This window comes from Micromonospora sp. (assembly GCF_048594385.1).
Classification (GTDB): Bacteria; Actinomycetota; Actinomycetes; order Mycobacteriales; family Micromonosporaceae; genus Micromonospora; species Micromonospora wenchangensis.
Genome location: NZ_JBMDWU010000295.1, coordinates 1 through 20207, shown reverse-complemented (window position 1 = coordinate 20207; position 20207 = coordinate 1). Strand labels below are relative to the sequence as shown.

18 protein-coding genes and 1 pseudogene are annotated in these 20207 nt (G+C 73.8%); 7 read left to right on the top strand and 12 right to left on the bottom strand.

Annotated elements, in window-relative coordinates:
* Position 1: 1 nt before the first annotated feature.
* Complete coding sequence (gene glmS, locus ACOJTC_RS15825; protein ID WP_420117448.1) at positions 2-1915, bottom strand: glutamine--fructose-6-phosphate transaminase (isomerizing); 1914 nt, start codon at positions 1913-1915, stop codon at positions 2-4.
* An 888-nt stretch (positions 1916-2803) separates the two neighbouring features.
* Between glmS and ACOJTC_RS15820 the strand changes: the two genes are divergently transcribed.
* Entirely contained in the window at positions 2804-3301 is a 498-nt protein-coding gene (locus tag ACOJTC_RS15820) for a hypothetical protein (protein ID WP_420117447.1), read from the top strand.
* Positions 3302-3414: 113 nt separating this feature from the next.
* The gene (locus tag ACOJTC_RS15815) at positions 3415-4611 is read left to right on the top strand and encodes a pyridoxal phosphate-dependent aminotransferase (RefSeq protein WP_420117446.1); all 1197 of its coding nucleotides are present in this window, start codon (positions 3415-3417) and stop codon (positions 4609-4611) included.
* Between the two features lie 37 nt (positions 4612-4648).
* On the opposite strand, the gene glmM is transcribed toward ACOJTC_RS15815, so the two are convergent.
* The 7 genes from glmM to ACOJTC_RS15780 all read right to left on the bottom strand — a co-directional run bounded on the left by glmM (position 4649) and on the right by ACOJTC_RS15780 (position 10146).
* On the bottom strand, positions 4649-6004 hold the full coding sequence (gene glmM, locus ACOJTC_RS15810; protein ID WP_420117445.1) for a phosphoglucosamine mutase: 1356 nt from the start codon (positions 6002-6004) through the stop codon (positions 4649-4651).
* Positions 6005-6120: 116 nt separating this feature from the next.
* Entirely contained in the window at positions 6121-6594 is a 474-nt protein-coding gene (rpsI, locus tag ACOJTC_RS15805) for a 30S ribosomal protein S9 (RefSeq protein ID WP_204924892.1), read from the bottom strand.
* Positions 6595-6614: 20 nt separating this feature from the next.
* Positions 6615-7058 carry a 50S ribosomal protein L13 gene (gene rplM / locus ACOJTC_RS15800; protein WP_088647410.1) on the bottom strand — a complete coding sequence of 148 codons (444 nt, stop codon included), beginning with the start codon at positions 7056-7058 and terminating at the stop codon, positions 6615-6617.
* 211 nt (positions 7059-7269) lie between these two features.
* Positions 7270-8712, bottom strand: coding sequence for an MFS transporter (locus tag ACOJTC_RS15795; protein WP_420117444.1), 1443 nt, complete (start codon positions 8710-8712; stop codon positions 7270-7272).
* A gap of 122 nt (positions 8713-8834) precedes the next feature.
* Complete coding sequence (locus tag ACOJTC_RS15790) at positions 8835-9140, bottom strand: type II toxin-antitoxin system PemK/MazF family toxin (RefSeq protein WP_204924891.1); 306 nt, start codon at positions 9138-9140, stop codon at positions 8835-8837.
* Positions 9118-9375 (bottom strand): DUF6364 family protein, encoded by a 258-nt coding sequence (locus ACOJTC_RS15785; protein WP_088647412.1) that lies wholly within the window; start codon positions 9373-9375, stop codon positions 9118-9120. Before ACOJTC_RS15785 ends, ACOJTC_RS15790 begins: the two co-directional genes overlap by 23 nt.
* A 72-nt stretch (positions 9376-9447) precedes the next feature.
* Positions 9448-10146 (bottom strand): class I SAM-dependent methyltransferase, encoded by a 699-nt coding sequence (locus tag ACOJTC_RS15780; RefSeq protein WP_420117443.1) that lies wholly within the window; start codon positions 10144-10146, stop codon positions 9448-9450.
* Between the two features lie 240 nt (positions 10147-10386).
* Between ACOJTC_RS15780 and ACOJTC_RS15775 the strand changes: the two genes are divergently transcribed.
* The 5 genes from ACOJTC_RS15775 to ACOJTC_RS15755 are packed head-to-tail and all read left to right on the top strand — an operon-like array spanning position 10387 to position 17903.
* Positions 10387-12444 (top strand): molybdopterin oxidoreductase family protein, encoded by a 2058-nt coding sequence (locus ACOJTC_RS15775; RefSeq protein ID WP_420117442.1) that lies wholly within the window; start codon positions 10387-10389, stop codon positions 12442-12444.
* Positions 12441-13877 (top strand): FAD-dependent oxidoreductase, encoded by a 1437-nt coding sequence (locus tag ACOJTC_RS15770; protein ID WP_420117441.1) that lies wholly within the window; start codon positions 12441-12443, stop codon positions 13875-13877. The genes ACOJTC_RS15775 and ACOJTC_RS15770 overlap by 4 nt, the downstream gene beginning before the upstream one ends.
* 29 nt (positions 13878-13906) lie before the next feature.
* Entirely contained in the window at positions 13907-16471 is a 2565-nt protein-coding gene (gene nirB / locus ACOJTC_RS15765; protein ID WP_420117440.1) for a nitrite reductase large subunit NirB, read from the top strand.
* The gene (nirD, locus tag ACOJTC_RS15760; RefSeq protein ID WP_420117439.1) at positions 16468-16815 is read left to right on the top strand and encodes a nitrite reductase small subunit NirD; all 348 of its coding nucleotides are present in this window, start codon (positions 16468-16470) and stop codon (positions 16813-16815) included. The genes nirB and nirD overlap by 4 nt, the downstream gene beginning before the upstream one ends.
* Entirely contained in the window at positions 16815-17903 is a 1089-nt protein-coding gene (locus ACOJTC_RS15755; protein ID WP_204924885.1) for a uroporphyrinogen-III synthase, read from the top strand. The genes nirD and ACOJTC_RS15755 overlap by 1 nt, the downstream gene beginning before the upstream one ends.
* A gap of 48 nt (positions 17904-17951) precedes the next feature.
* Here the strand turns inward: ACOJTC_RS15755 and ACOJTC_RS15750 are convergent, their stop codons facing one another.
* The 4 genes and pseudogenes from ACOJTC_RS15750 to ACOJTC_RS15735 all read right to left on the bottom strand — a co-directional run.
* Positions 17952-18575 carry a GTP-binding protein gene (locus ACOJTC_RS15750; RefSeq protein WP_088647419.1) on the bottom strand — a complete coding sequence of 208 codons (624 nt, stop codon included), beginning with the start codon at positions 18573-18575 and terminating at the stop codon, positions 17952-17954.
* Positions 18556-18918: a DUF742 domain-containing protein gene (locus tag ACOJTC_RS15745; protein ID WP_204924884.1), complete on the bottom strand. Its 363-nt coding sequence runs from the start codon at positions 18916-18918 to the stop codon at positions 18556-18558. The genes ACOJTC_RS15750 and ACOJTC_RS15745 overlap by 20 nt, the downstream gene beginning before the upstream one ends.
* An 86-nt stretch (positions 18919-19004) precedes the next feature.
* The gene (locus ACOJTC_RS15740) at positions 19005-19412 is read right to left on the bottom strand and encodes a roadblock/LC7 domain-containing protein (protein ID WP_030329975.1); all 408 of its coding nucleotides are present in this window, start codon (positions 19410-19412) and stop codon (positions 19005-19007) included.
* Positions 19409-20207 (bottom strand): annotated as a pseudogene (locus tag ACOJTC_RS15735) (ATPase); the annotation flags it as partial. The gene ACOJTC_RS15740 and the pseudogene ACOJTC_RS15735, both read right to left, overlap by 4 nt.

Below are 20207 nucleotides of genomic sequence, written 5' to 3'. Positions count from 1 at the left end.
CCTACTCCACGGTGACCGACTTCGCCAGGTTGCGCGGCTGGTCCACGTCGTGTCCCCGGGCGGCGGCGATCTCGGCCGCGAGCACCTGCAACGGCACGGTGGTGACCAGCGGCGCGAGCAGGGTCGGCGTACGCGGTACGTAGATCAGGTGATCGGCGTAGCGGACCACCGCCTCGTCGCCCTCCTCGGCGATCACGATGGTCCGGGCGCCCCGGGCCCGGACCTCCTGGATGTTGGAGACGACCTTGTCGTGCAGCATGCCCCGGCCGACCGGCGACGGCACCACGCAGATCACCGGGGTGCCCTTGTCGATCAGGGCGATCGGCCCGTGCTTCAGCTCACCGGCGGCGAACCCCTCGGCGTGCATGTACGCCAGCTCCTTGAGCTTGAGCGCGCCCTCCAGGGCCACCGGGTAGCCGACGTGCCGGCCGATGAACAGCACCGTCGGCTCCGACTTCAGCTCCCGGGCCAGCTCCCGTACCGGCTCGATCCGGTCCAGCAGCTCCCGCAGCTTGCCCGGCATCTCCTGGAGCTGGGCGACGACCGCGCCGACCTCGTCGGCGAACTTGATCCCCCGCACCTGGGCCAGGTGCAGGCCGATCAGGTAGCAGGCGACCAGCTGGGTGAGGAAGGCCTTGGTCGAGGCGACGGCGATCTCCGGGCCGCCGTGGGTGTAGAGCACCGCGTCGGACTCGCGCGGGATGGTGGAGCCGTTGGTGTTGCAGATGGCCAGCACCCGGGCCTTCTGCTCCTTGGCGTGCCGCAGCGCCATCAGGGTGTCCATCGTCTCGCCGGACTGCGAGATCACCACGATCAGGGTGGACCGGTCGAGCACCGGGTCGCGGTAACGGAACTCGCTGGCCAGTTCCACCTCGCAGGGGATGCGGGTCCAGTGCTCGATGGCGTACTTGGCGACCATGCCCGAGTGGTACGCGGTGCCGCAGGCAACGATGAAGATCTTGTCGACGTCGCGCAGGTCCTGGTCGCTGAGGCGGACCTCGTCGAGGGCGATCTCCCCGGTCTCGGTGAGCCGGCCGAGCAGCGTGTCCGCGATGGCCTGCGGCTGCTCCTCGATCTCCTTGAGCATGAACCAGTCGTAACCACCCTTCTCGGCGGCCGAGGAGTCCCAGTCGATGTGGAAGTCCTTGCCGGTGGCCGGCTGGCCGTCGAAGTCGGTGATCTCGATGCTGTCGGCGGTGATCAGCACGAGCTGGTCCTGGCCCAGCTCGACCGCCTCGCGGGTGTGCTCGATGAACGCCGCCACGTCACTGGCCAGGTAGTTCTCCCCGTCACCCCGGCCGACCACCAGCGGCGAGTTGCGCCGGGCGCCGACCACCGCGCCCGGGATGGCGGCATCGACGGCGAGCAGGGTGAACGCGCCCTCCAACCGGCGGCACACCACCCGCATCGCGGCGGCGAGCAGTTGCGGGCCGTCGGTGCCACCGGCCGCCCGCAGCTCGGCGAGCGCGTGGGAGAGCAGGTGGGCGGCGCACTCGGTGTCGGTGTCGCTGGTGAACTGGACGCCGTCGTCCTCCAGCTCCGCGCGGAGCTTGGCGAAGTTCTCGATGATGCCGTTGTGGATCACGGCGACCCGGCCGTCGGGGGCCAGGTGCGGGTGGGCGTTGCGGTCGGTCGGGCCGCCGTGGGTGGCCCACCGGGTGTGGCCGATGCCGGTGGTGCCGTCGCCGATGCCGACCGGGCTGGCGGCGCAGTCGTCGGGGTTGGTGGCGGCCCGCTCGGAGAGGACCTTCTCCAGGTTGGCCAGCTTGCCGGCCTTCTTCTCGGTGAGCAGCTCGTCGTCGCAGACGATCGCGACCCCGGCCGAGTCGTATCCCCGGTATTCCAGCCGCCGCAATCCGTCGAGCACGATGCCGAGCGCCGGGCGCGCGCCGGCGTAACCCACGATTCCACACATGGTTCGCAGCCTAACCCAGTTTCGCTCACCTCGTGTGCGCGGAAGCCGGGCAAACGATCACCGAATTTGAGCGATCGGGCGGTGACGGGCGGCAACCGGACGACCGTCACCCCCGTCCGGACGTACGGGGTTGCGGGTGGCCCGCCGGTACGTCAGTCTCTCGGCGACCCCTGGAACGTCCCTGGGACGGCCCGCTCGCCCCTTTCCTCCCCTTCCGTCCCCGGAGCAGCGATGTCCGACACGCCATCCCCCAGCGATCCCGCGCCCCCACCCGGCGACCCCGCTCCCGCGGTCGGCGGCCCGACACCCCAGGCGTCCGGCGACCCGGCTCCCGGGCCCGCCGGCACCACGGGCCTGTCCGCATGGGCCCCGCCGGACCCGCTCGCGGTCCCGCAGCCCTGGGCGGCCCCCACCCCCTGGGCCCACGGATCGACACCCGACCCGACCGCCGCCCCCTACCCCGGCCCGGCCGGCCCGACGTCTCCCTACCCGCACGGTCCGGCCTTCCCCGGCCCGACTCTTCCCGGCACACCGGGTGATCCGTCGGCCGCGCCCGCCGATCCGTCCGGCACTCCCGTCACTCCGGGTGACTGGTCCGCCGGGAGCCCCGGCGGTTCCCCGCCCGCAGGTTGGGCCGGCGCGGTCCCGGGAGGCTGGCCCGGCGTACCCGGAGCACCACCCGGCCCCGGCTGGCCCGGTAGCGACCGGCCCGGCCCGGCCCCCGGTGCCGCCTGGCCCGCCGGCCCACCCGGAGTCCCCGGCGGGCCACCCACCGGCTGGCCCGGCGGACCGCCCGGTCACGGCTGGCCGCCGCCGGGTTATCCGCCGCCGTTCGCCCACCCCGGCTACCTGCCACCTGGCGGGCGCACCTCCACCAGCGCCGGCGCGGTGGTGGGCATCGTGGTCGCGGTGGTCGTGGTGCTCGCCCTCGTCGGCTGCGCCTGCTTCTGCGGGGGAGGCGCCCTGCTGGGCGGGACCGGGCCGGACACGACGACCGAGGACCCCTACGGTCGCGGTTACTACGACGACGAACCCGAGCCGAGCTGGAGCCCGCCGCAGCCGTTCCAGCCGTCCGCACCGGCCACCCGGCCGGCCGACGGCCCCGGCCGGTACCCGGTGACGTACGAGGTGACCGGCACCGGCCCGGTGGACCTCCAGTTCTACGACGGCGACGGCTACTTCATCCAGCGGGAGAAGGTACGGCTGCCCTGGCGGATGGAGCTGCGTACCGACGATCCGAACCGGGTGCTGGTCAGCGCCGCCCGCTCCGACGGCAACCCGGGCGGGTTCCGGTGCGCCACCACCGTCGGCACCCGGCCCCGCGTCACCGACGTGGCCGGTCCGGACGACTGGCGGGTGCAGTGCCACGCCAACCCGATCCGCTGACCACGACGGATCACCGGCGGCACGCCGGAGCAGCGCGGGAAGGCGGCTCGGTGACGGAAAGGCGGTGACGAGCCCTGGTGGCAGAGGCGGTCTCGGGCCGTAGGCTGACGGGCGTGACGACGCCTACCGATGTCGACCCGCTGGTGGCCCGGATGCGTCCGTTCGGGACGACCGTCTTCGCGGAGATGTCCGCGCTCGCCGTCCGGACCGGTGCGGTCAACCTGGGCCAGGGCTTCCCGGACACCGACGGGCCGCCGGAGATGCTGGCCGCCGCCGCCGAGGCGCTGCGCTCCGGGCACAACCAGTACCCGCCCGGTCCGGGGGTGCCCGTGCTGCGTCGGGCCGTCGCCGAGCACCAGCTCCGCTTCCACGGCCTGACGTACGACCCCGACGGCGAGGTGATCGTCACCGCCGGGGCCACCGAGGCGATCGCCGCCAGCATCCTCGCGCTCTGCGAGCCGGGTGACGAGGTGATCTGCTTCGAGCCGTACTACGACTCGTACGCGGCATCGATAGCCCTGGCCGGGGCGGTACGGCGACCGGTGACGCTGCGCCCCGGCGACGACGGCCGGTACGCCTTCGACCCCGACGAACTGCGGGCCGCGTTCGGGCCGCGTACCCGGCTGGTTCTGCTGAACTCGCCGCACAACCCGACCGGGAAGGTCTTCACCGCACCGGAGCTGACCCTGGTCGCCGACCTCTGCCGGGAACACGACGTGTACGCGGTCACCGACGAGGTGTACGAGCACCTCGTCTTCACCGACGCCGCCGCCGCGCACCTGCCGCTGGCCACCCTGCCGGGGATGTGGGAACGCACCCTGCGCATCTCGTCGGCCGGCAAGACCTTCTCCTGCACCGGCTGGAAGGTGGGCTGGGTCAGTGGGCCCGCCCCGCTGGTGTCGGCGGTGCTGCGGGTCAAGCAGTTCCTCACCTACGTCAACGCGGGGCCGCTGCAACCGGCGGTCGCCGTCGCGCTGGCCCTGCCCGACGACTACTACACCGGCTTCCGCGACAGCCTCCAGCGGCAGCGGGACCTGCTGATCGGTGGCCTGACCGACGCCGGTTTTACGGTGCTCACCCCGGAGGGGACGTACTTCGTCACCGCCGACATCACCGACCTCGGCGGTCGGGACGGGTTGGAGTTCTGCCGATCCCTGCCGGAACGCTGTGGCGTGGTGGCGGTGCCCACCCAGGTCTTCTACGACGACGCCGAGGCCGGCCGCCGGCTGGTCCGGTTCGCCTTCTGCAAGCGCCCCGAGGTGCTGACCGAGGCCGTCACCCGGCTACGCGAACTGGCCGCCACCCGCTGATCCCGCCGGGGCCGGCGGGCGGCGGACCCGGGGCCGGTCAGCCGGCGGGGCTGGCGGTGCGGACCTGCTCGGCGATCCGTTCGGCCACCGACCGGGCGGTCTCCTCGGTGCCCGCCTCGACCATCACCCGGACCAGCGGTTCGGTGCCCGACGGGCGCAGCAGCACCCGGCCGGTCTCCCCCAGCTCGGCCTCGGCCCGTTCGACCTCGGCGGTGACGGCGGGCGCGGTGGCACCGACGGTACGGTCCCCGACCGCCACGTTGATCAGCACCTGCGGCAGCTTGGTGACCACGGAGGCCAGCTCGGCCAGGGATCGGCCGGTGGCGGCCATCCGGGCCATCAGGTGCAGGCCGGTGAGCACCCCGTCGCCGGTGGTGGCGTGCGCGGGCATGACGAGGTGTCCGCTCTGCTCGCCGCCGAGGGCGAGGCCGGAGGCGCGCAGCTCCTCCAGCACGTACCGGTCGCCGACCTTGGTCTCGACCAGCCGGATGCCCTGCGCGGACATGGCCAGCCGCAGGCCGAGGTTGCTCATCACGGTGGCGACCAGGGTGTCTCGGGTCAGCTCGCCGGCGTCGCGCAGGGCCAGCGCGAGGATCGCCATCAGCTCGTCGCCGTCGACCTCCTCGCCGTTGGCGTCGACCGCGACGCAGCGGTCGGCGTCGCCGTCGTGGGCGAGGCCCAGGTGCGCGCCGTGCTCGACCACGGCGGCCCGCAGGCCGTCGAGGTGGTTGGAACCGCACACGTCGTTGATGTTGAGGCCGTCCGGCTCGGCGTGGATCGCGATGACCTCGGCACCGGCCTCCCGGTAGGCCACCGGGGCGACCTCGGCGGCGGCGCCGTTGGCACAGTCGACCACCACCTTGATCCCGTCGAGGGGGTGCGGCACGGTGCCGACGAGGTGCTGCACGTAGTGGTCAGCGCCGTCGAGCAGGTCGTGCACCCGGCCGACCCCGGCACCGACGGGACGGTCCCAGGCGGTGGTGGCGTTGGCCTCGACGGCGGCCTCGATCCGCAGCTCGATCTCGTCGGGCAGCTTGTGCCCGCCAGCGGCGAAGAGCTTGATCCCGTTGTCCGGCATCGGGTTGTGCGAGGCGGAGAGCATCACGCCCAGGTCGGCCTTGGCCTCGGCGGTCAGGAACGCCACGGCGGGGGTGGGCAGCACGCCGACCCGGACGACGCTGGCCCCGGCGCTGGTGAGGCCGGCGACCACGGCGGCCTCCAGCATCTCGCCGCTGGCCCGGGTGTCCCGACCGACGACGGCCAGGGGCGGGTGGCTGCGGTCCGACTCGGCCAGTGTGTGCGCGGCGGCCACGGCCACCGCGAGCGCCAGTTCCGGGGTGAGGTCGACGTTCGCCCGCCCGCGTACGCCGTCCGTGCCGAACAACCGACCCATACCCGCCAACCTCCGGTGCGACTGCGATGAGTGGAGAAAGCGGAACGGCCGGGCCACCTCCCCGTTGGGGGAGGCGGACCCGGGCGTCCGTCAGAAGTACAACGCGCTGTCGGTGATCAGCGCTTCGAGTACTGGGGTGCCTTACGGGCCTTCTTGAGACCGTACTTCTTGCTCTCCTTGACCCGGGCGTCCCGGGTGAGGAAGCCGGCCTTCTTCAGGGCCGGACGGTCGTCCGGCTCGCTGACGATCAGCGCGCGGGCGATGGCCAGCCGCAGCGCACCGGCCTGGCCGGTGGTGCCGCCGCCACGCAGGTTGGCGATGACGTCGAACGCCTCGGGCTTCTCGGCGGTGACCAGCGGGTCCTTGATGAGCTGCTGGTGCACCTTGCTCGGGAAGTAGGCCTCAAGGTCGCGGCCGTTGCAGGTGATCTTGCCGCTGCCGGGGACGATGCGGACCCGGACGATGGCCTCCTTGCGGCGGCCGACGGTCTGGATCGGGCGGTCACCACGCGGCGCGCGGGCGACGGGCGCGGGCGCCTCGGTGGCCTCGGGGACTTCCGCGGCAACCTCGGTCTCGGTGATGTCGGTCATGCTGTTTCCTTCGCCCTCGCTCACTGCGCGATCTGCTTGATCTCGAACGGCACCGGCTGCTGCGCCAGGTGCGGGTGCTCGGCACCGGCGTAGACCTTCAGCTTCTTGATCAGCTGACGGCCCAGCTTGTTGTGCGGGAGCATGCCCTTCACGGCCAGCTCGATCGCCCGCTCGGGCCGCTTGGTCAGCAGCTCCTCGTAGCCGACCTGCTTGAGGCCGCCCGGGTAACCGGAGTGCCGGTAGGCGACCTTGGTCTGCCGCTTGTTGCCGGTCAGCGCCACCTTGCCCGCGTTCACGATGACGACGAAGTCGCCCGTGTCGACGTGCGGCGCGAAAGTCGGCTTGTGCTTGCCGCGCAGCAGCGTGGCGGCGTGGGTGGCCAGGCGGCCCAGCACGACATCAGAGGCGTCGATAACGTGCCACTGACGCTCGATCTCACCCGGCTTCGGGCTGTACGTACGCACAGGTCTACCTTGTCTCGTCGTCGGTCTGGGGTCGCGCGCCGAGGTGACCAGAGGCTTCCCGGCCGGACCAGCGCGCACGAACGACCAAGCGTACCTGAGCGGCACGCCTCTGGATGTCGTACAACAGCAGGCAACGATACCCGCCGCCCCGTCGGCTGGTCAAAACGGGGGGTAGACCGGCGTGGCCTGCGGTTTTCCCGCATGACCATGGTCACACTCCGGTGAGCCTACCCGGGCCGGGCCGCAGGTAGACCGTCCAGGTCACCACGAAGCAGAGCGCGTACCACCCGATGAAGGCCAGATAGGCGGCGTCCGCGTTGCCGGAGGTGAGGAAGGACTGCCGGAAGGCGACGTTCACCAACACCCCGCCCGAGGCGCCGACCGCTCCGGCGATGCCGATCAGGGCACCGGAGAGCCGCCGGGCCCGGCGCTGCGCGGCGACCGGGTCACCGGTCAGCTCCGCCTCGGCCGTCGCGCGGGCCCGGAAGATCGCCGGGATCATCTTGTACGTGGAGCCGTTGCCGATGCCGGAGAAGACGAACAGCGACAGGAACCCGGTCAGGTAGAGCGGGAACGACCGTTCCCGGGCGGCGAAGAGCACCAGGCTGGCGCCGACTGCCATCGCGACGAAGTTCCAGAAGGTCACCCGGGCCCCGCCGAGCCGGTCGGCGAGCTGCCCGCCGACGGGCCGGATCAGCGAACCGATCAGTGGTCCGAGGAAGGTCAGCCAGGCCGCGTCGACCGGGGTGGGGAAGCGCTCGGCGAACTGGAGCTGGAGCACCTGGCCGAAGGCGAAACCGAAGCCGATGAAGGAGCCGAAGGTGCCCACGTACAGCAGGGACATCACCCAGGTGTGCCGGTCGCGGGCTGCCTCGCGCAGCGCGCCGGGCTCGTTGTGGGCGTCCGGGATGTTGTCCAGCCAGCGGGCGGCGGCGAGCGCGGCCAGCACGATCAGCGGCAGGTAGACCGCCGGCACCAGCCGGGGGTACGCGGCCCCGGCGGTGGCCAGCACCGCGAGCCCGACCAGTTGCACGGCCGGTACGCCGAGGTTGCCGCCGCCGGCGTTGAGCCCGAGCGCGCGGCCCTTGAGCCGGTCGGGGAAGAACAGGTTGATGTTCGCCATCGACGAGGCGAAGTTGCCGCCGCCGACCCCGGTCAGGCAGGCCAGCACCATCAGCGTGGTGTAGGACACCCCCGGTTCCAGCAGCACCGTCATCGGCACCGCCGGCACGAGCAGCAGCAGCGCGCTGACGATGGTCCAGTTCCGCCCACCGAAGCGGGCCACGGCCAGGGTGTACGGCAGCCGCAGCACCGCGCCCAGCGCGGCCGGCACGGCGGTGAGCAGGAACTTGCCCGCCGGGTCGATGCCGTACGCCGGGCCGAGGAAGAGCACGGTGACCGACCAGAGGCTCCACACCGAGAAACCGACGTGCTCGGCGAAGATCGACACCCAGAGGTTACGGCGGGCGATCGGCGCTCCGGTCGTCCGCCAGAAGGTGGGGTCCTCGGGCCGCCAGTCGTCGAGCCGGTGCCGGCGTCCGGCGCCCCGGGCGGCAGGCGGATCGGCGGAAGTCGACGGATCGGCCTCCGGCGGCGCGTCGACGGCGCCCGCCGGGTCGGCGGCGGAGTTGCTGCTACTGGCGAGCGTACTCACGGCGATTCCTCCTCATCGATGTGAAGAGGGATGCTAGGCAGTGCCGGTTTCCCGGTGGTGGCCCGGTTGGGTCGTTCCGGAAACGGGAACCGCACGTCGCCCGGCGGCCTGCCGTGAGGTGGTCAGAGTTCCTGGAGGATGCGCAGCGCGCGGTTCACCCGCTGCATGGTCTCGGTGTCGGCGATATCCACGCACTCGGTGAACCACTTCTTCATCGGCGCGGACAGCCGGTCGGGCATGACCACGTTGCCACCCATCGGCACGGCGAGCGGGGAGTCCCGCAGCAGCGCCGTCTCGACCACCTCGGCGACGATCACGATCGGCACGTCGGTGGAGTTGTAGACGTCGGAGCTGATCACCAGGCCGAGCCGTTCCCGGGCGCCCTCGATGCGCCAGACCTCTCCCCTACGCAGCACGCGGGCGACCACCGAAGAGCACGTCGGCGACCATCCCCACCTCGCTGGCGTCGGCGAGGGCGGCGGATTCCAGGTCGAGCCCGGCCCGGCCGACCGCCTCGGCGTGTGCGGTGAAGACCTCCCGCAGGGCCTTCTCCCGGGCGGCCTGGTCCATCCAGGCGGAGAGGGACAGCCCCTCCCGCTTGGCGAACCGGCGGGCCTCCTCGATCGTCTCGTCCGAGAACGAGAGGGTCACCTTGGCAGTCATGCCGCTGATCCTACCCCGGGTATGACCACCGGTCATCCCCATGACCCGGACCGCCGCCCACGACGGCCCGGGTCAGGCCGGGCGGCGCCCGCCGAAGACCGCGAACCGCCACGCCTTGTAGAAGCAGTCCACGTCGACCAGGCCGGCGTCGGCCAGCCACCGGCACTGGTCGGCCACCGACGCCGGACGGTCGTGCCGCATCCGCTGCCGGGCGGCGGCGATCTCGTCGGCGTCGGAGCCCCGGGCGGCGGTCTGCGCCAGCCAGACGTCGTCGTACCGACGGTCCAGGGTCGGGGTGGGACCGGCCACCTGCTCGGCGTTGACGAACACCCCGCCGGGGACGAGCGCGCCGGCCGCCCGCCGGTAGAGGGCGCGTTTGCCGTCGTCGTCGAGGTGGTGCACGGCCAGGGCGGAGACCACCGCGTCGTACCGGCCGACGGGCAGCGGATCAGCCAGGTCGGCCACGACGGTGCGGTGCACCACCCCCCGGGCGGTCAGTCCGTCGGCGGCCACCGCGAGCATCCGCGCCGCCCCGTCGACCAGGGTCACCCGCACCCCGGGCAGCGCCGCGGTGAGCAGCAGCGAGAGCAGCCCGGTGCCGGCGCCCAGGTCGAGCACCTCGGGGGTACGACCGGCGGCGAGCGCGGCCCGCAGCGGCGGGGCCGCCACCTCGACGGCGGTGCCGTAGAAGTCGTCGAAGCAGGGGACGAGCCGGCGGCGGGCCTGATCGTAGGAGCCCGCCACCGCATCGAAGGCCGCCGTCACGTCCACGATGCACCCCTCTCACATATTAGGAAACTTGTCTCATATTATAGACCCCACCGTCCGCTCCGATGCCCCGGTGCGGTGTGAACCGCTCTTGACAGGACCGAAACAGAAGGGACCCCGGTCGGAAACCGGCCGGCGGCACGCTTTGCGGACATGACAGACGGTGCACGCGCCGCGACACGAACGGGGCAGCCACCCCGCGAGGCGGAAACGCACTGCCCGTACTGCGCCCTTCAGTGCGGCATGGTCCTGCGGGACACCGACGACGGCCGGATCGAGGTCCAGCCCCGACAGTTCCCCACCAACCGCGGCGGGCTGTGCCAGAAGGGCTGGACCGCCGCCGACCTGCTCGACCACCCCGACCGGTTGACCACCCCGCTGGTCCGCGATCCGTCCGGCACGCTGCGCCCGGCGACCTGGGCGGCCGCGCTGGACCGGATCGTCGACGGGCTGCGCACCGTCCAGCGGGCCCACGGGCGGGACGCGGTCGCCGTCTTCGGCGGCGGCGGGCTCACCAACGAGAAGGCGTACGCCCTCGGCAAGTTCGCCCGGGTGGCGCTGCGGACCCGGCACATCGACTACAACGGCCGGTGGTGCATGTCCTCGGCCGCGGCCGCCGGGCTGCGCGCCTTCGGCGTCGACCGGGGGCTGCCGTTCCCGCTGACCGACCTGGGCCGCACCGACACCCTGCTGCTGGTCGGGGCGAACCCGGCCGAGACCATGCCGCCGCTGATGCGGCACGTGACCGACCAGCGAGCCCGGGGCGGCCGGCTGATCGTGGTAGACCCCCGGCTCACCGCCACCGCCCGCCAGGCCGACCTGCACCTGCAACCGCTGCCCGGCACCGATCTCGCGGTCGCCAACGCGCTGCTGCACATCGCGCTCACCGAGGGGCTGATCGACCGGGAGTACGTCGCCGCCCGCACCGAGGGCTTCGACGCGGTACGCCGTACCGTCGCCGAGTACTGGCCGGCCGAGGTGGAACGGCTCTCCGGGGTGCCGGTGGCCGACCTGGAGGCGACCGCCCGTGCGCTCGGCACCGCCGGTTCGGCGATGATCCTCACCGCCCGGGGCGCCGAACAGCACGCCAAGGGCGTCGACACGGTCAGCGCCTACGTCAACCTCGCCCTCGCCCTCGGTCTGCCCGGCCGCCCGCACTCCGGGTACGGCTGCCTCACCGGTCAGGGCAACGGCCAGGGTGGACGCGAGCACGGCCAGAAGTCCGACCAGCTCCCCGGCTACCGGAAGATCGACGATCCGGCCGCCCGCGCCCACGTCGCCGGGGTCTGGGGCGTCGACCCGGCCGAGTTGCCCGGCCCCGGGGTGCCCGCCTACCAGTTGCTCGACTCGCTCGGCACCCCCGACGGCCCCCGCGCGCTGCTGGTCTTCGGCTCCAACCCGGTGGTCTCCGCGCCCCGGGCCGCCCGGGTCGAGTCCCGGCTACGCGGGCTGGACCTGCTGGTGGTGGCCGATTTCCTGCGCTCCGAGACGGCCGAACTGGCCGACGTGGTGCTCCCGGTGGCCCAGTGGGCCGAGGAGGACGGCACGATGACCAATCTGGAGGGTCGGGTGCTGCGCCGCCGCGCGCTGCGTCGACCGCCGCCCGGCGTCCGCACCGACCTGACGGTCCTCGCCGACCTCGCGGCCCGCCTCGACGCCCCCGACCCGGTGCCGACCGGCCCCGCCGCCGATCCCGCCGTGGACCGCTTCCCCACCGACCCGAGGGTCGTCTTCGCCGAGCTGCGCCGGGCCTCCGCCGGTGGCGTCGCCGACTACGCCGGGGTGAGCTGGGAGCGGATCGAATCCGCCGACGGGGTCTTCTGGCCGTGCCCCGACCCGGACGGACCGGACTCCCCCCGGCTCTTCGCCGACACGTTCCCCACCCCGACCGGCCGGGCCCGGTTCCACGCCGTACGGCACCGGCCGGCGGCCGAGCCGGTCTGCGCCGACTATCCGCTGCACTTCACGACCGGGCGGGTACTCGCCCAGTACCAGTCCGGCACGCAGACCCGGCGGGTCGACGCGCTGCGCCGGGCCGCCCCGCACGGCTTCGTCGAACTGCACCCCGACCTGGCCGCCCGGCTCGGCGTCGGCGACGGCGACGAGGTACGGGTCGCCTCCCGCCGGGGTGAGCTGCGGGCACCGGCCCGGCTCAGCCCGACCATCCGGCCGGACACCGTCTTCGCCCCGTTCCACTGGCCCGGGGCGGCCCGCGCCAACTCGGTCACCAACGACGCCCTCGACCCGGTTTCCGGGATGCCCGAGTTCAAGATCTGCGCGGTCCGGGTGGAGCGGGCATGACCGGCCACATCGTGATCGTCGGGTACGGCATGGCCGGTGCCCGGCTCGCCACCGAGCTGCACGCCCGCAACGGGGACCGCAAGGTCACCGTGCTCGGGGCGGAACCGCACCGGGCGTACAACCGGATCATGCTGTCCACGCTGCTGGCGGGCAAGGTCGACGAGCCCGACGTGGAGCTGGCCGAGGTCGCCGGGCAGGGCACCGACGTGCGGACCGGCGCGCCGGTCACCGCGATCGACCGGGCGGCCCGCACGGTGCGCACCCCCGACGGCGACCTCGACTACGACCACCTGGTCCTCGCCACCGGCAGCCGGGCCGTGGTGCCCCCGCTGGCCGGCCTCGACCCGGCCGCCCTGCCGCCCCGGGTGGCCGTCTTCCGTACCCTGGCCGACTGCCGCCGCATCCTCGCCACCGCCCGCTCGGCGCGCACCGCGCTGGTGCTCGGCGGAGGGCTGCTCGGCCTGGAGGCGGCGCGCGGGCTGGCCGCCCGGGGGCTCGCGGTGACCGTGGTCCACCCCCACCCGCACCTGATGGAACGGCAGCTCGACCCGACCGCCGGCGCGGTGCTCGCCGGCACGCTGGCCGGGCTCGGCGTGGCCACCCGGCTGGGGGTGCCGGCGACCGGGCTGGCCACCGACGCCGACGGGGTCCGGCTCGACCTGGCCGACGGCACCGCCCTGCACGCCGACCTGCTGGTGCTCTCCTGCGGGGTCCGCCCCGACACCGACCTGGCCGCCGCCGCCGGGCTGGCCGTCGACCGGGGGGTGCTGGTCGACGACCGGCTGCGCACCGCGGACGAGGCGATCTCGGCGATCGGCGACTGCGCCCGCCCACCCGGCCAGGGCCCGACCGGGCTCGTCGCGCCCGCCTGGGCGCAGGCCCGGGTGGTGGCCCGCCTGCTCACCGGCGAGGACCCCGCCGCCCGCTACCGGCCCCGGCCGGTGGTCACCCGGCTCAAGGCCGCCGGGATCGACCTGGCCGCGATGGGCGACCCGGCCGGTGGCCCCGGCGAGGAGCTGACGTTCAGCGACCCGACCCGGGGGACGTACGCCCGGATACGCATCCACCACGACCGGCTCACCGGGGCGATCCTGCTCGGCGACAACCCGGCGGTCGGCACGGTGGTGCAGCTCTTCGACCGGGGTGCCCCGGTCCCCACCGACCGGCGGGCACTGCTGCTCGGCCGGTCGATCGGCAACGCCCCCGCGACACCCGCCGCGTCCCCGGCGCTGATGCCGGACGCGGCAACCGTCTGCCAGTGCAACGACGTCGACAAGGGCACCCTGGTCCGCTGCTGGCGGGCCGGCGCCCGGACGGTCGACGAGGTGGTCGCCGCGACCCGGGCCGGAACCGGCTGCGGTGGCTGCCGGCAGGCCGTCGGCGGCATCGTCGACTGGCTGTCCGGGGTGGACTCGGTGGGGACGACCCGATGACCGTGATGACACCACGAGGAGGTGACCCGATGACCGGTGGACGTTTGGTCGTCGTCGGCAACGGCATGGTCGGCCAGCGGTTCGTCGAGGCGCTGCGCGCCCGCGACCACGACCGGCACTGGCAGGTGACGGTGCTCGCCGAGGAATCCCGCCCGGCGTACGACCGGGTCCGACTGTCCGCGTTCTTCGACGGGGTCACCGCCGAGGAACTGAACCTGCACACCCCCGACGACGGGGTGGAGCTGCGCCTCGGTGAGCCGGTCACCGGGATCGACCGGGACCGGCGGGTGGTGACCACCGCGACCGGGGAGCACCCGTACGACGCACTCGTGCTGGCCACCGGGTCGTACCCGTTCGTCCCGCCGGTGGCCGGCACCGACCTGCCCGGCGTCTTCGTCTACCGCACCCTGGACGACCTGGAGGCGATCCGGGAGCACGCCCGGGGCCGGTCGACCGGGGCGGTCATCGGCGGTGGCCTGCTCGGGCTGGAGGCCGCCAACGCGCTGCGCCTGCTGGGGCTGCGGACCCACGTGGTGGAGTTCGCGCCCCGGCTGATGCCGGTGCAGGTCGACGAGGCGGGCGGGGCGATGCTGCGCCGCTACGTCGAGGAGCTGGGCGTCACCACCCACCTCGGGGTCGGCACCACCGCGCTGCGGCCCGGCCCGGCCGGCACGGTCGCCGCCCTGGACCTCTCCGACGGCGGCACGGTCGACGCCGACCTGGTCGTGGTGGCCGCCGGTATCCGGCCGCGCGACGAGCTGGCCCGCGCCGCCGGCCTGGCCCTCGGCCCGCGCGGCGGGGTGCTGGTCGACGCGGCCTGCCGCAGCGACGACGAGCGGATCTGGGCGGTCGGCGAGTGCGCCGCCGTCGACGGCACCTGCCACGGTCTGGTCGCCCCCGGGTACGCGATGGCCGAGGTGGTGGCCGACCGGCTGCTCGGCGGCGCGGCCACCTTCCCCGGCGCGGACAGCGCCACGAAACTCAAGCTGCTCGGCGTCGACGTGGCCTCGTTCGGTGACGCCCACGGCACCACCCCGGGCTGCCTGGACGTCACGTTCACCGACCCGGCCACCCGCTCGTACGCGAAGCTGGTCCTCTCCGACGACGCGCGGACGCTGCTCGGCGGGGTGCTGGTCGGGGACGCGACCGCCTACCCGACGCTGCGGGCCAGCGTCGGCGGGCCGCTGCCCGCTCCCCCGCTGGCGCTGCTCGCCCCGGCAGGCGAGGGCGGCGGCGGGGTGACCGCGCTGCCCGGCGCGGCGCAGGTCTGCTCGTGCAACGCGGTGACCCGCGACGACATCGACGCGGCGATCGCCGGCGGGGCGTGCGACGTGCCGGCGTTGAAGGCGTGCACCCGGGCCGGGACGAGCTGCGGCTCCTGCGTGCCGATGCTCAAGCAACTGCTCGACGCGGCCGGGGTGCAGCAGTCCACGGCGCTGTGCGAGCACTTCGACGCCAGCCGGCAGGAGTTGTTCGACATCGTCCGGGTGCGCGGCATCCGGACGTTCTCGCAGCTCGTCGCCGAGCACGGCCGGGGCCGGGGCTGCGACGTCTGCAAGCCGGTGGTGGCCTCGATCCTCGCCTCGCTGGGCACCGGCCACGTGCTCGACGGCGAGCAGGCGTCACTGCAGGACACCAACGACCACTTCCTGGCCAACCTGCAACGCGACGGCAGCTACTCGGTGGTGCCCCGGATCCCGGGCGGCGAGATCACCCCGGACAAGCTGATCGTGATCGGCGAGGTGGCCCGCGACTTCCAGCTCTACACCAAGATCACCGGCGGGCAGCGGATCGACCTGTTCGGCGCGCGGGTCGAGCAGCTCCCGCAGATCTGGCGGCGGCTGGTCGACGCCGGCTTCGAGTCCGGCCACGCGTACGGCAAGGCGCTGCGCACGGTGAAGTCCTGCGTCGGCGAGACCTGGTGCCGGTACGGGGTGCAGGACTCGGTCGGCCTGGCCGTCGCGCTGGAACTGCGCTACCGGGGACTGCGCGCCCCGCACAAGCTCAAGTCCGCCGTCTCCGGCTGTGCCCGGGAGTGCGCCGAGGCGCGCAGCAAGGACTTCGGCATCATCGCCACCGACACCGGCTGGAACCTCTACCTCGGCGGCAACGGCGGCTTCCGGCCCCGACACGCCGACCTGTTCGCCACCGACCTGACCACCGAGGAACTGATCACGCTGATCGACAGGTTCCTGATGTTCTACGTCCGCACCGCCGACCGGCTGCAACGCACCTCCGCCTGGATCGAGGCGATGGACGGCGGCCTCGAACACCTGCGCTCGGTGATCGTCGACGACTCGCTGGGGCTCTGCGCCGAACTCGACGCGGCGATGGCCCGGCACGTCACCTCCTACTCCGACGAGTGGCGCGACGTGCTCGACGACCCCGACCGGCTGCGCCGGTTCACCTCGTTCGTCAACGCCCCCGACGTGCCGGACCCGTCGATCACCTTCGCGGTGGAACGCGGCCAGCCGGTGCCGACGCGCGACACCCGGCCCGCCACCGTCCCACCCGACGGGGGCGCGCCACCCGACGGGGCACCCGCCCGACGTCGCCAGCCGGTCGCCCTCGGCCTGCCGGAGGTGCGGCGATGAGCGGCACCGTCACCGTCGACTGGACCCGGGTCTGCCCGCTGGACCGGCTGGAGCCCGAACGGGGCGTCGCCGCCCTCGTCGACGGCGTCCAGGTGGCGATCTTCCGGATCGACGACGAACTGTTCGCGGTGGACAATCTCGACCCGCTCAGCGGCGCGTACGTGATGTCGCGGGGCATCGTCGGCAGCCGGGACGGGGCGCCCACCGTCGCCTCTCCCCTGCACAAGCAGGTGTACGACCTGCGAACCGGGCTCTGCCTGGACCTGCCCGGGGTGACCCTGCCCCGGTACGACGTCCGCTGCCGGGGCGGCCTGGTCGAGGTGCGGCTGCGACAGGAGGAGTGATGCGGGACGAACTGGCCGGCTTCACCATCGGGGTGACCGCCGACCGGCGACGCGACGAACTGGCCGCGTTGCTGGAACGGCGCGGTGCCCGGGTGGTGCTCGCCCCGGCCCTGCGGATCGTGCCGCTGGCCGACGACACCGACCTGCGGGACGCCACCCGGGCCTGCCTGGACCGGCCGCCGGACGTGCTGATGGCCAACACCGGCATCGGCATGCGCGGCTGGCTGGAGGCGGCCGAGGGCTGGGGGTTGGCCGAGCCGCTGAAGGGCGTGCTGTCCCGGGCCTACGTGGTGGCCCGGGGCCCCAAGGCGCGGGGGGCGATCCGCGCCGCCGGCCTGCACGACCAGTGGTCGCCGGCCTCGGAGAGCTGCGAGGAGGTGGTGGAGCACCTGTGCCGGCGCGGCGTGGCCGGGCAGGTGATCGCCATGCAACTGCACGGCGACCGGCAGCCGGAGTGCACCGAGGCGCTGGAGGCCGCCGGCGCCACGGTGATCGAGGTGCCCGTCTACCGGTGGGCCCCACCGACCGACCCGGCCCCGCTGCACCGGCTGATCGACCTGGTCGCCGGCCGTCTGGTCGACGCCGTCACCTTCACCTCCGCCCCGGCGGCGGAGGCGCTGCTGCGGGCCGCCGGGGACCGGACCGAGACGGTGCTCGCCGCGTTGCGCGGGGACGTCCTGGTCAGCTGCGTCGGCGCGGTGACCGCCGAACCCCTGGTCCGGCGGGGGGTGCCGGTCAGCGCGCCGAGCCGGGCCCGGCTCGGCGCGCTGGTCCGCACCATCGTGGACGAGCTGCCCCGCCGTACCGTCACCGTGAAGGCGGCCGGGCACCTGCTGACCCTGCGCGGGCACGCCGCCGTCATCGACGGGGAACTGCGCCCGCTGGCCCCCGCCCCGATGGCGGTGCTGCGGGCCCTGGCCACCCGGCCCGGCCGGGTGCTGTCCCGGACGGAACTGCTCCGCACGCTGCCCCGGGGGGCCGACGAGCACGCGGTGGAGATGGCGGTGGCCCGGCTGCGGGTGGGGCTGCGCGCACCCCGGGTGGTGCAGACCGTGGTCAAGCGCGGCTACCGGCTCCGGGTGGAGTGACCCGGGTGCCCGCCCCACCGTCACGCGGCGGGGCGGGCCGGGTCGGGTTCAGCCCACCGGGGTGGGGAAACCCCGTCCGTGCTCGGCCTGGAGGCGGATCATGGCGTGTTCCACCACGGTCACCAGCACCTGCTTGACCGACTCGCGGTCGCGGGCGTCGCACATCACCAGCGGCACGTCCGCCGAGATGGCCAACGCCTCCCGGACCTCCTCCGGCTCGTACAGGTCCGAGCCGTCGAACCGGTTCAGCGCCACCACGTACGGGAGTTTGCGGTTCTCGAAGTAGTCCAGCGGGGCGAAGGCGTCGGTGATCCGGCGGGTGTCCACCAGGACGGCGGCGCCCACCGCGCCCCGGATGATCTCGTCCCACATGAACCAGAACCGGGTCTGGCCGGGGGTGCCGAACAGGTACAGGATCAGGTCCTGCGCCATGGTGATCCGGCCGAAGTCCATGGCGACCGTGGTGGTCTCCTTGCCGGGCACCTTCGACGGGTCGTCGATGCCGACACCGGCGGCGGTCATCAGCGCCTCTGTGGTCAGCGGCGTGATCTCGGAGATCGCCCCGACCAGGGTCGTCTTGCCCACGCCGAAGCCGCCCGCGACCACGATCTTCGCGGAGACGATTCCCCGGCTCTGGCGCGACCCGGCGGGGTCATAGCCTGCGAAGTCCACTTAGCACCCTTCCAAGGATTTCCATTCGCTCCTCGAACCCCTCGGCGGGAGCGGCAGTGTGTAGCGTGAGCAGACCGTCGGCGACCAGGTCGGCGACCAGCACCCGGGTGACGCCCAGTGGCATCCGGGTGTACGCGGCGATCTCCGCCAGCGACTGCGCCCGTCCCTCGCAGACGGTGGCGATTCGGTACTTGTCGTGCCCGGCGAAGCGGGACTCGGCCACCTGGGTCGCGTTGGAGCTGAGCACCGCCTCCAGCGCGATGTCCCGGCTCGGTTCGGTGCGGCCCCGGGTGACCGCGTACGGACGTACCAGCGCTCCACGTGGGTCCCGCCGGGGGTCCATCCCTCGATCACCTCCTCCCGCCCGGGTCCGGGCCCGGATGCTTCGTCACTCGGGCCGGACGCGGTCGCGCCCGGCCCCCGCCGTGGCTACGAACGCACGGCGTCCCGCGGCAGCGGCACCAGCGCCGCGCCCACCCGCTCGACCAGCAGCGCCATCTCGTAGCCGACCTGACCCACGTCACAGCTGCGGGCGGCGAGCACCGCCATGGACGACCCGTCGCTGATCGACATCAGGAACAGGTAGCCGCTGTCCATCTCGATCACTGTCTGCAGCACCCCGCCAGCGCTGAACATCCGGGCGGCACCCTCGGTCAGACTCACCACGCCGGAGGTGATCGCCGCGAGCTGGTCGGCCCGGTCGGCGGGCAGGTCCCGCGAGGAGGCGAGCAGCAGCCCGTCCGCGGACACCGCCACCACGTGGGCGATACCCGCCACGCTGTCGGCGAAGTTGGTGAGCAGCCAACCCATGTCCTGCATGGCAGCTGGCCTGTTCATCGGTTCGTCTCCTTGGTCGAGGTGCTGTTGGGGTCCGCGCCCGCCGTGCGACCGCGCTGCACGCCGCGGTGGTAGGCCGAGAGCAGGCCGCGTACTTCGTCGGGGGTACGGCGGCTGCGGTCCCGGCCGCTCTTCGGCTCGATCCCGCCGGGCACGAGCTGTGCCTGGGGAACCCGCTTGGGCAGGCCGGACCGGGTGGTGCCGGCGTTGGCCGGCTCGGCCGCCTGGCTGGCCCGGGTCCAGCCGTCGTCGGCCGCCGTCCGCCACGCGTCGGCGTCGGTGGCCGGCGGGGTCGCCGGTGCCTCGGGGGCGGCCGGCGGGGGTGTGCCGTATGTCGGCGACGCGGTGGCGGCGGGCGGTACGGGACCGGTGGCGGCCGGCGGAACCGGACCGGTGGCGGCGGGCGGAACCGGACCGGTCGCGGCCGGCGCTTCCGGGGCGGCGGGCGTCACGGTCGGCGTACCGGCGGCGGTCGGCGCGGTCGGCACCCGGGTGGGCAGCGGCGGGCGCGACGGCGTGGTCGCGCCGTTCGGGCGGACCGGGGCGGTCGGCGGCTCCTCGTCGAACCGGGGCCGGGTGAAGATCGCGGTGGCGTCGTCCCCGTGGGACCGGAACCACACCGCCTCCATCTCCCGGAAGATCGGCGAGTCGGCCGGCCGGTCCGGTCGGGCCACCACCGGCGTCGACGGGGCCGGCGGGGCGTACGAGGTGGCCGGCGCGGTGTACGGCTGCGCGGCGGGGGCGGCGTACGCGGCCGGCGGGGAGGCCGGCGCGAACGACGCGGCGGCGTCCGGG

Coding starts and splice junctions, on each gene's coding strand:
- ACOJTC_RS15785 (WP_088647412.1), bottom strand. CDS start 9,375: ATGACTGCCAAGGTGACCCTCTCGTTCTCGGACGAGACGATCGAGGAG.
- ACOJTC_RS15740 (WP_030329975.1), bottom strand. CDS start 19,412: ATGAACAGGCCAGCTGCCATGCAGGACATGGGTTGGCTGCTCACCAAC.
- ACOJTC_RS15775 (WP_420117442.1), top strand. CDS start 10,387: ATGGTCCTGCGGGACACCGACGACGGCCGGATCGAGGTCCAGCCCCGA.
- nirB (WP_420117440.1), top strand. CDS start 13,907: ATGACCGGTGGACGTTTGGTCGTCGTCGGCAACGGCATGGTCGGCCAG.
- ACOJTC_RS15770 (WP_420117441.1), top strand. CDS start 12,441: ATGACCGGCCACATCGTGATCGTCGGGTACGGCATGGCCGGTGCCCGG.
- nirD (WP_420117439.1), top strand. CDS start 16,468: ATGAGCGGCACCGTCACCGTCGACTGGACCCGGGTCTGCCCGCTGGAC.
- glmS (WP_420117448.1), bottom strand. CDS start 1,915: ATGTGTGGAATCGTGGGTTACGCCGGCGCGCGCCCGGCGCTCGGCATC.
- rpsI (WP_204924892.1), bottom strand. CDS start 6,594: ATGACCGACATCACCGAGACCGAGGTTGCCGCGGAAGTCCCCGAGGCC.
- ACOJTC_RS15755 (WP_204924885.1), top strand. CDS start 16,815: ATGCGGGACGAACTGGCCGGCTTCACCATCGGGGTGACCGCCGACCGG.
- glmM (WP_420117445.1), bottom strand. CDS start 6,004: ATGGGTCGGTTGTTCGGCACGGACGGCGTACGCGGGCGGGCGAACGTC.
- ACOJTC_RS15745 (WP_204924884.1), bottom strand. CDS start 18,918: ATGGACCCCCGGCGGGACCCACGTGGAGCGCTGGTACGTCCGTACGCG.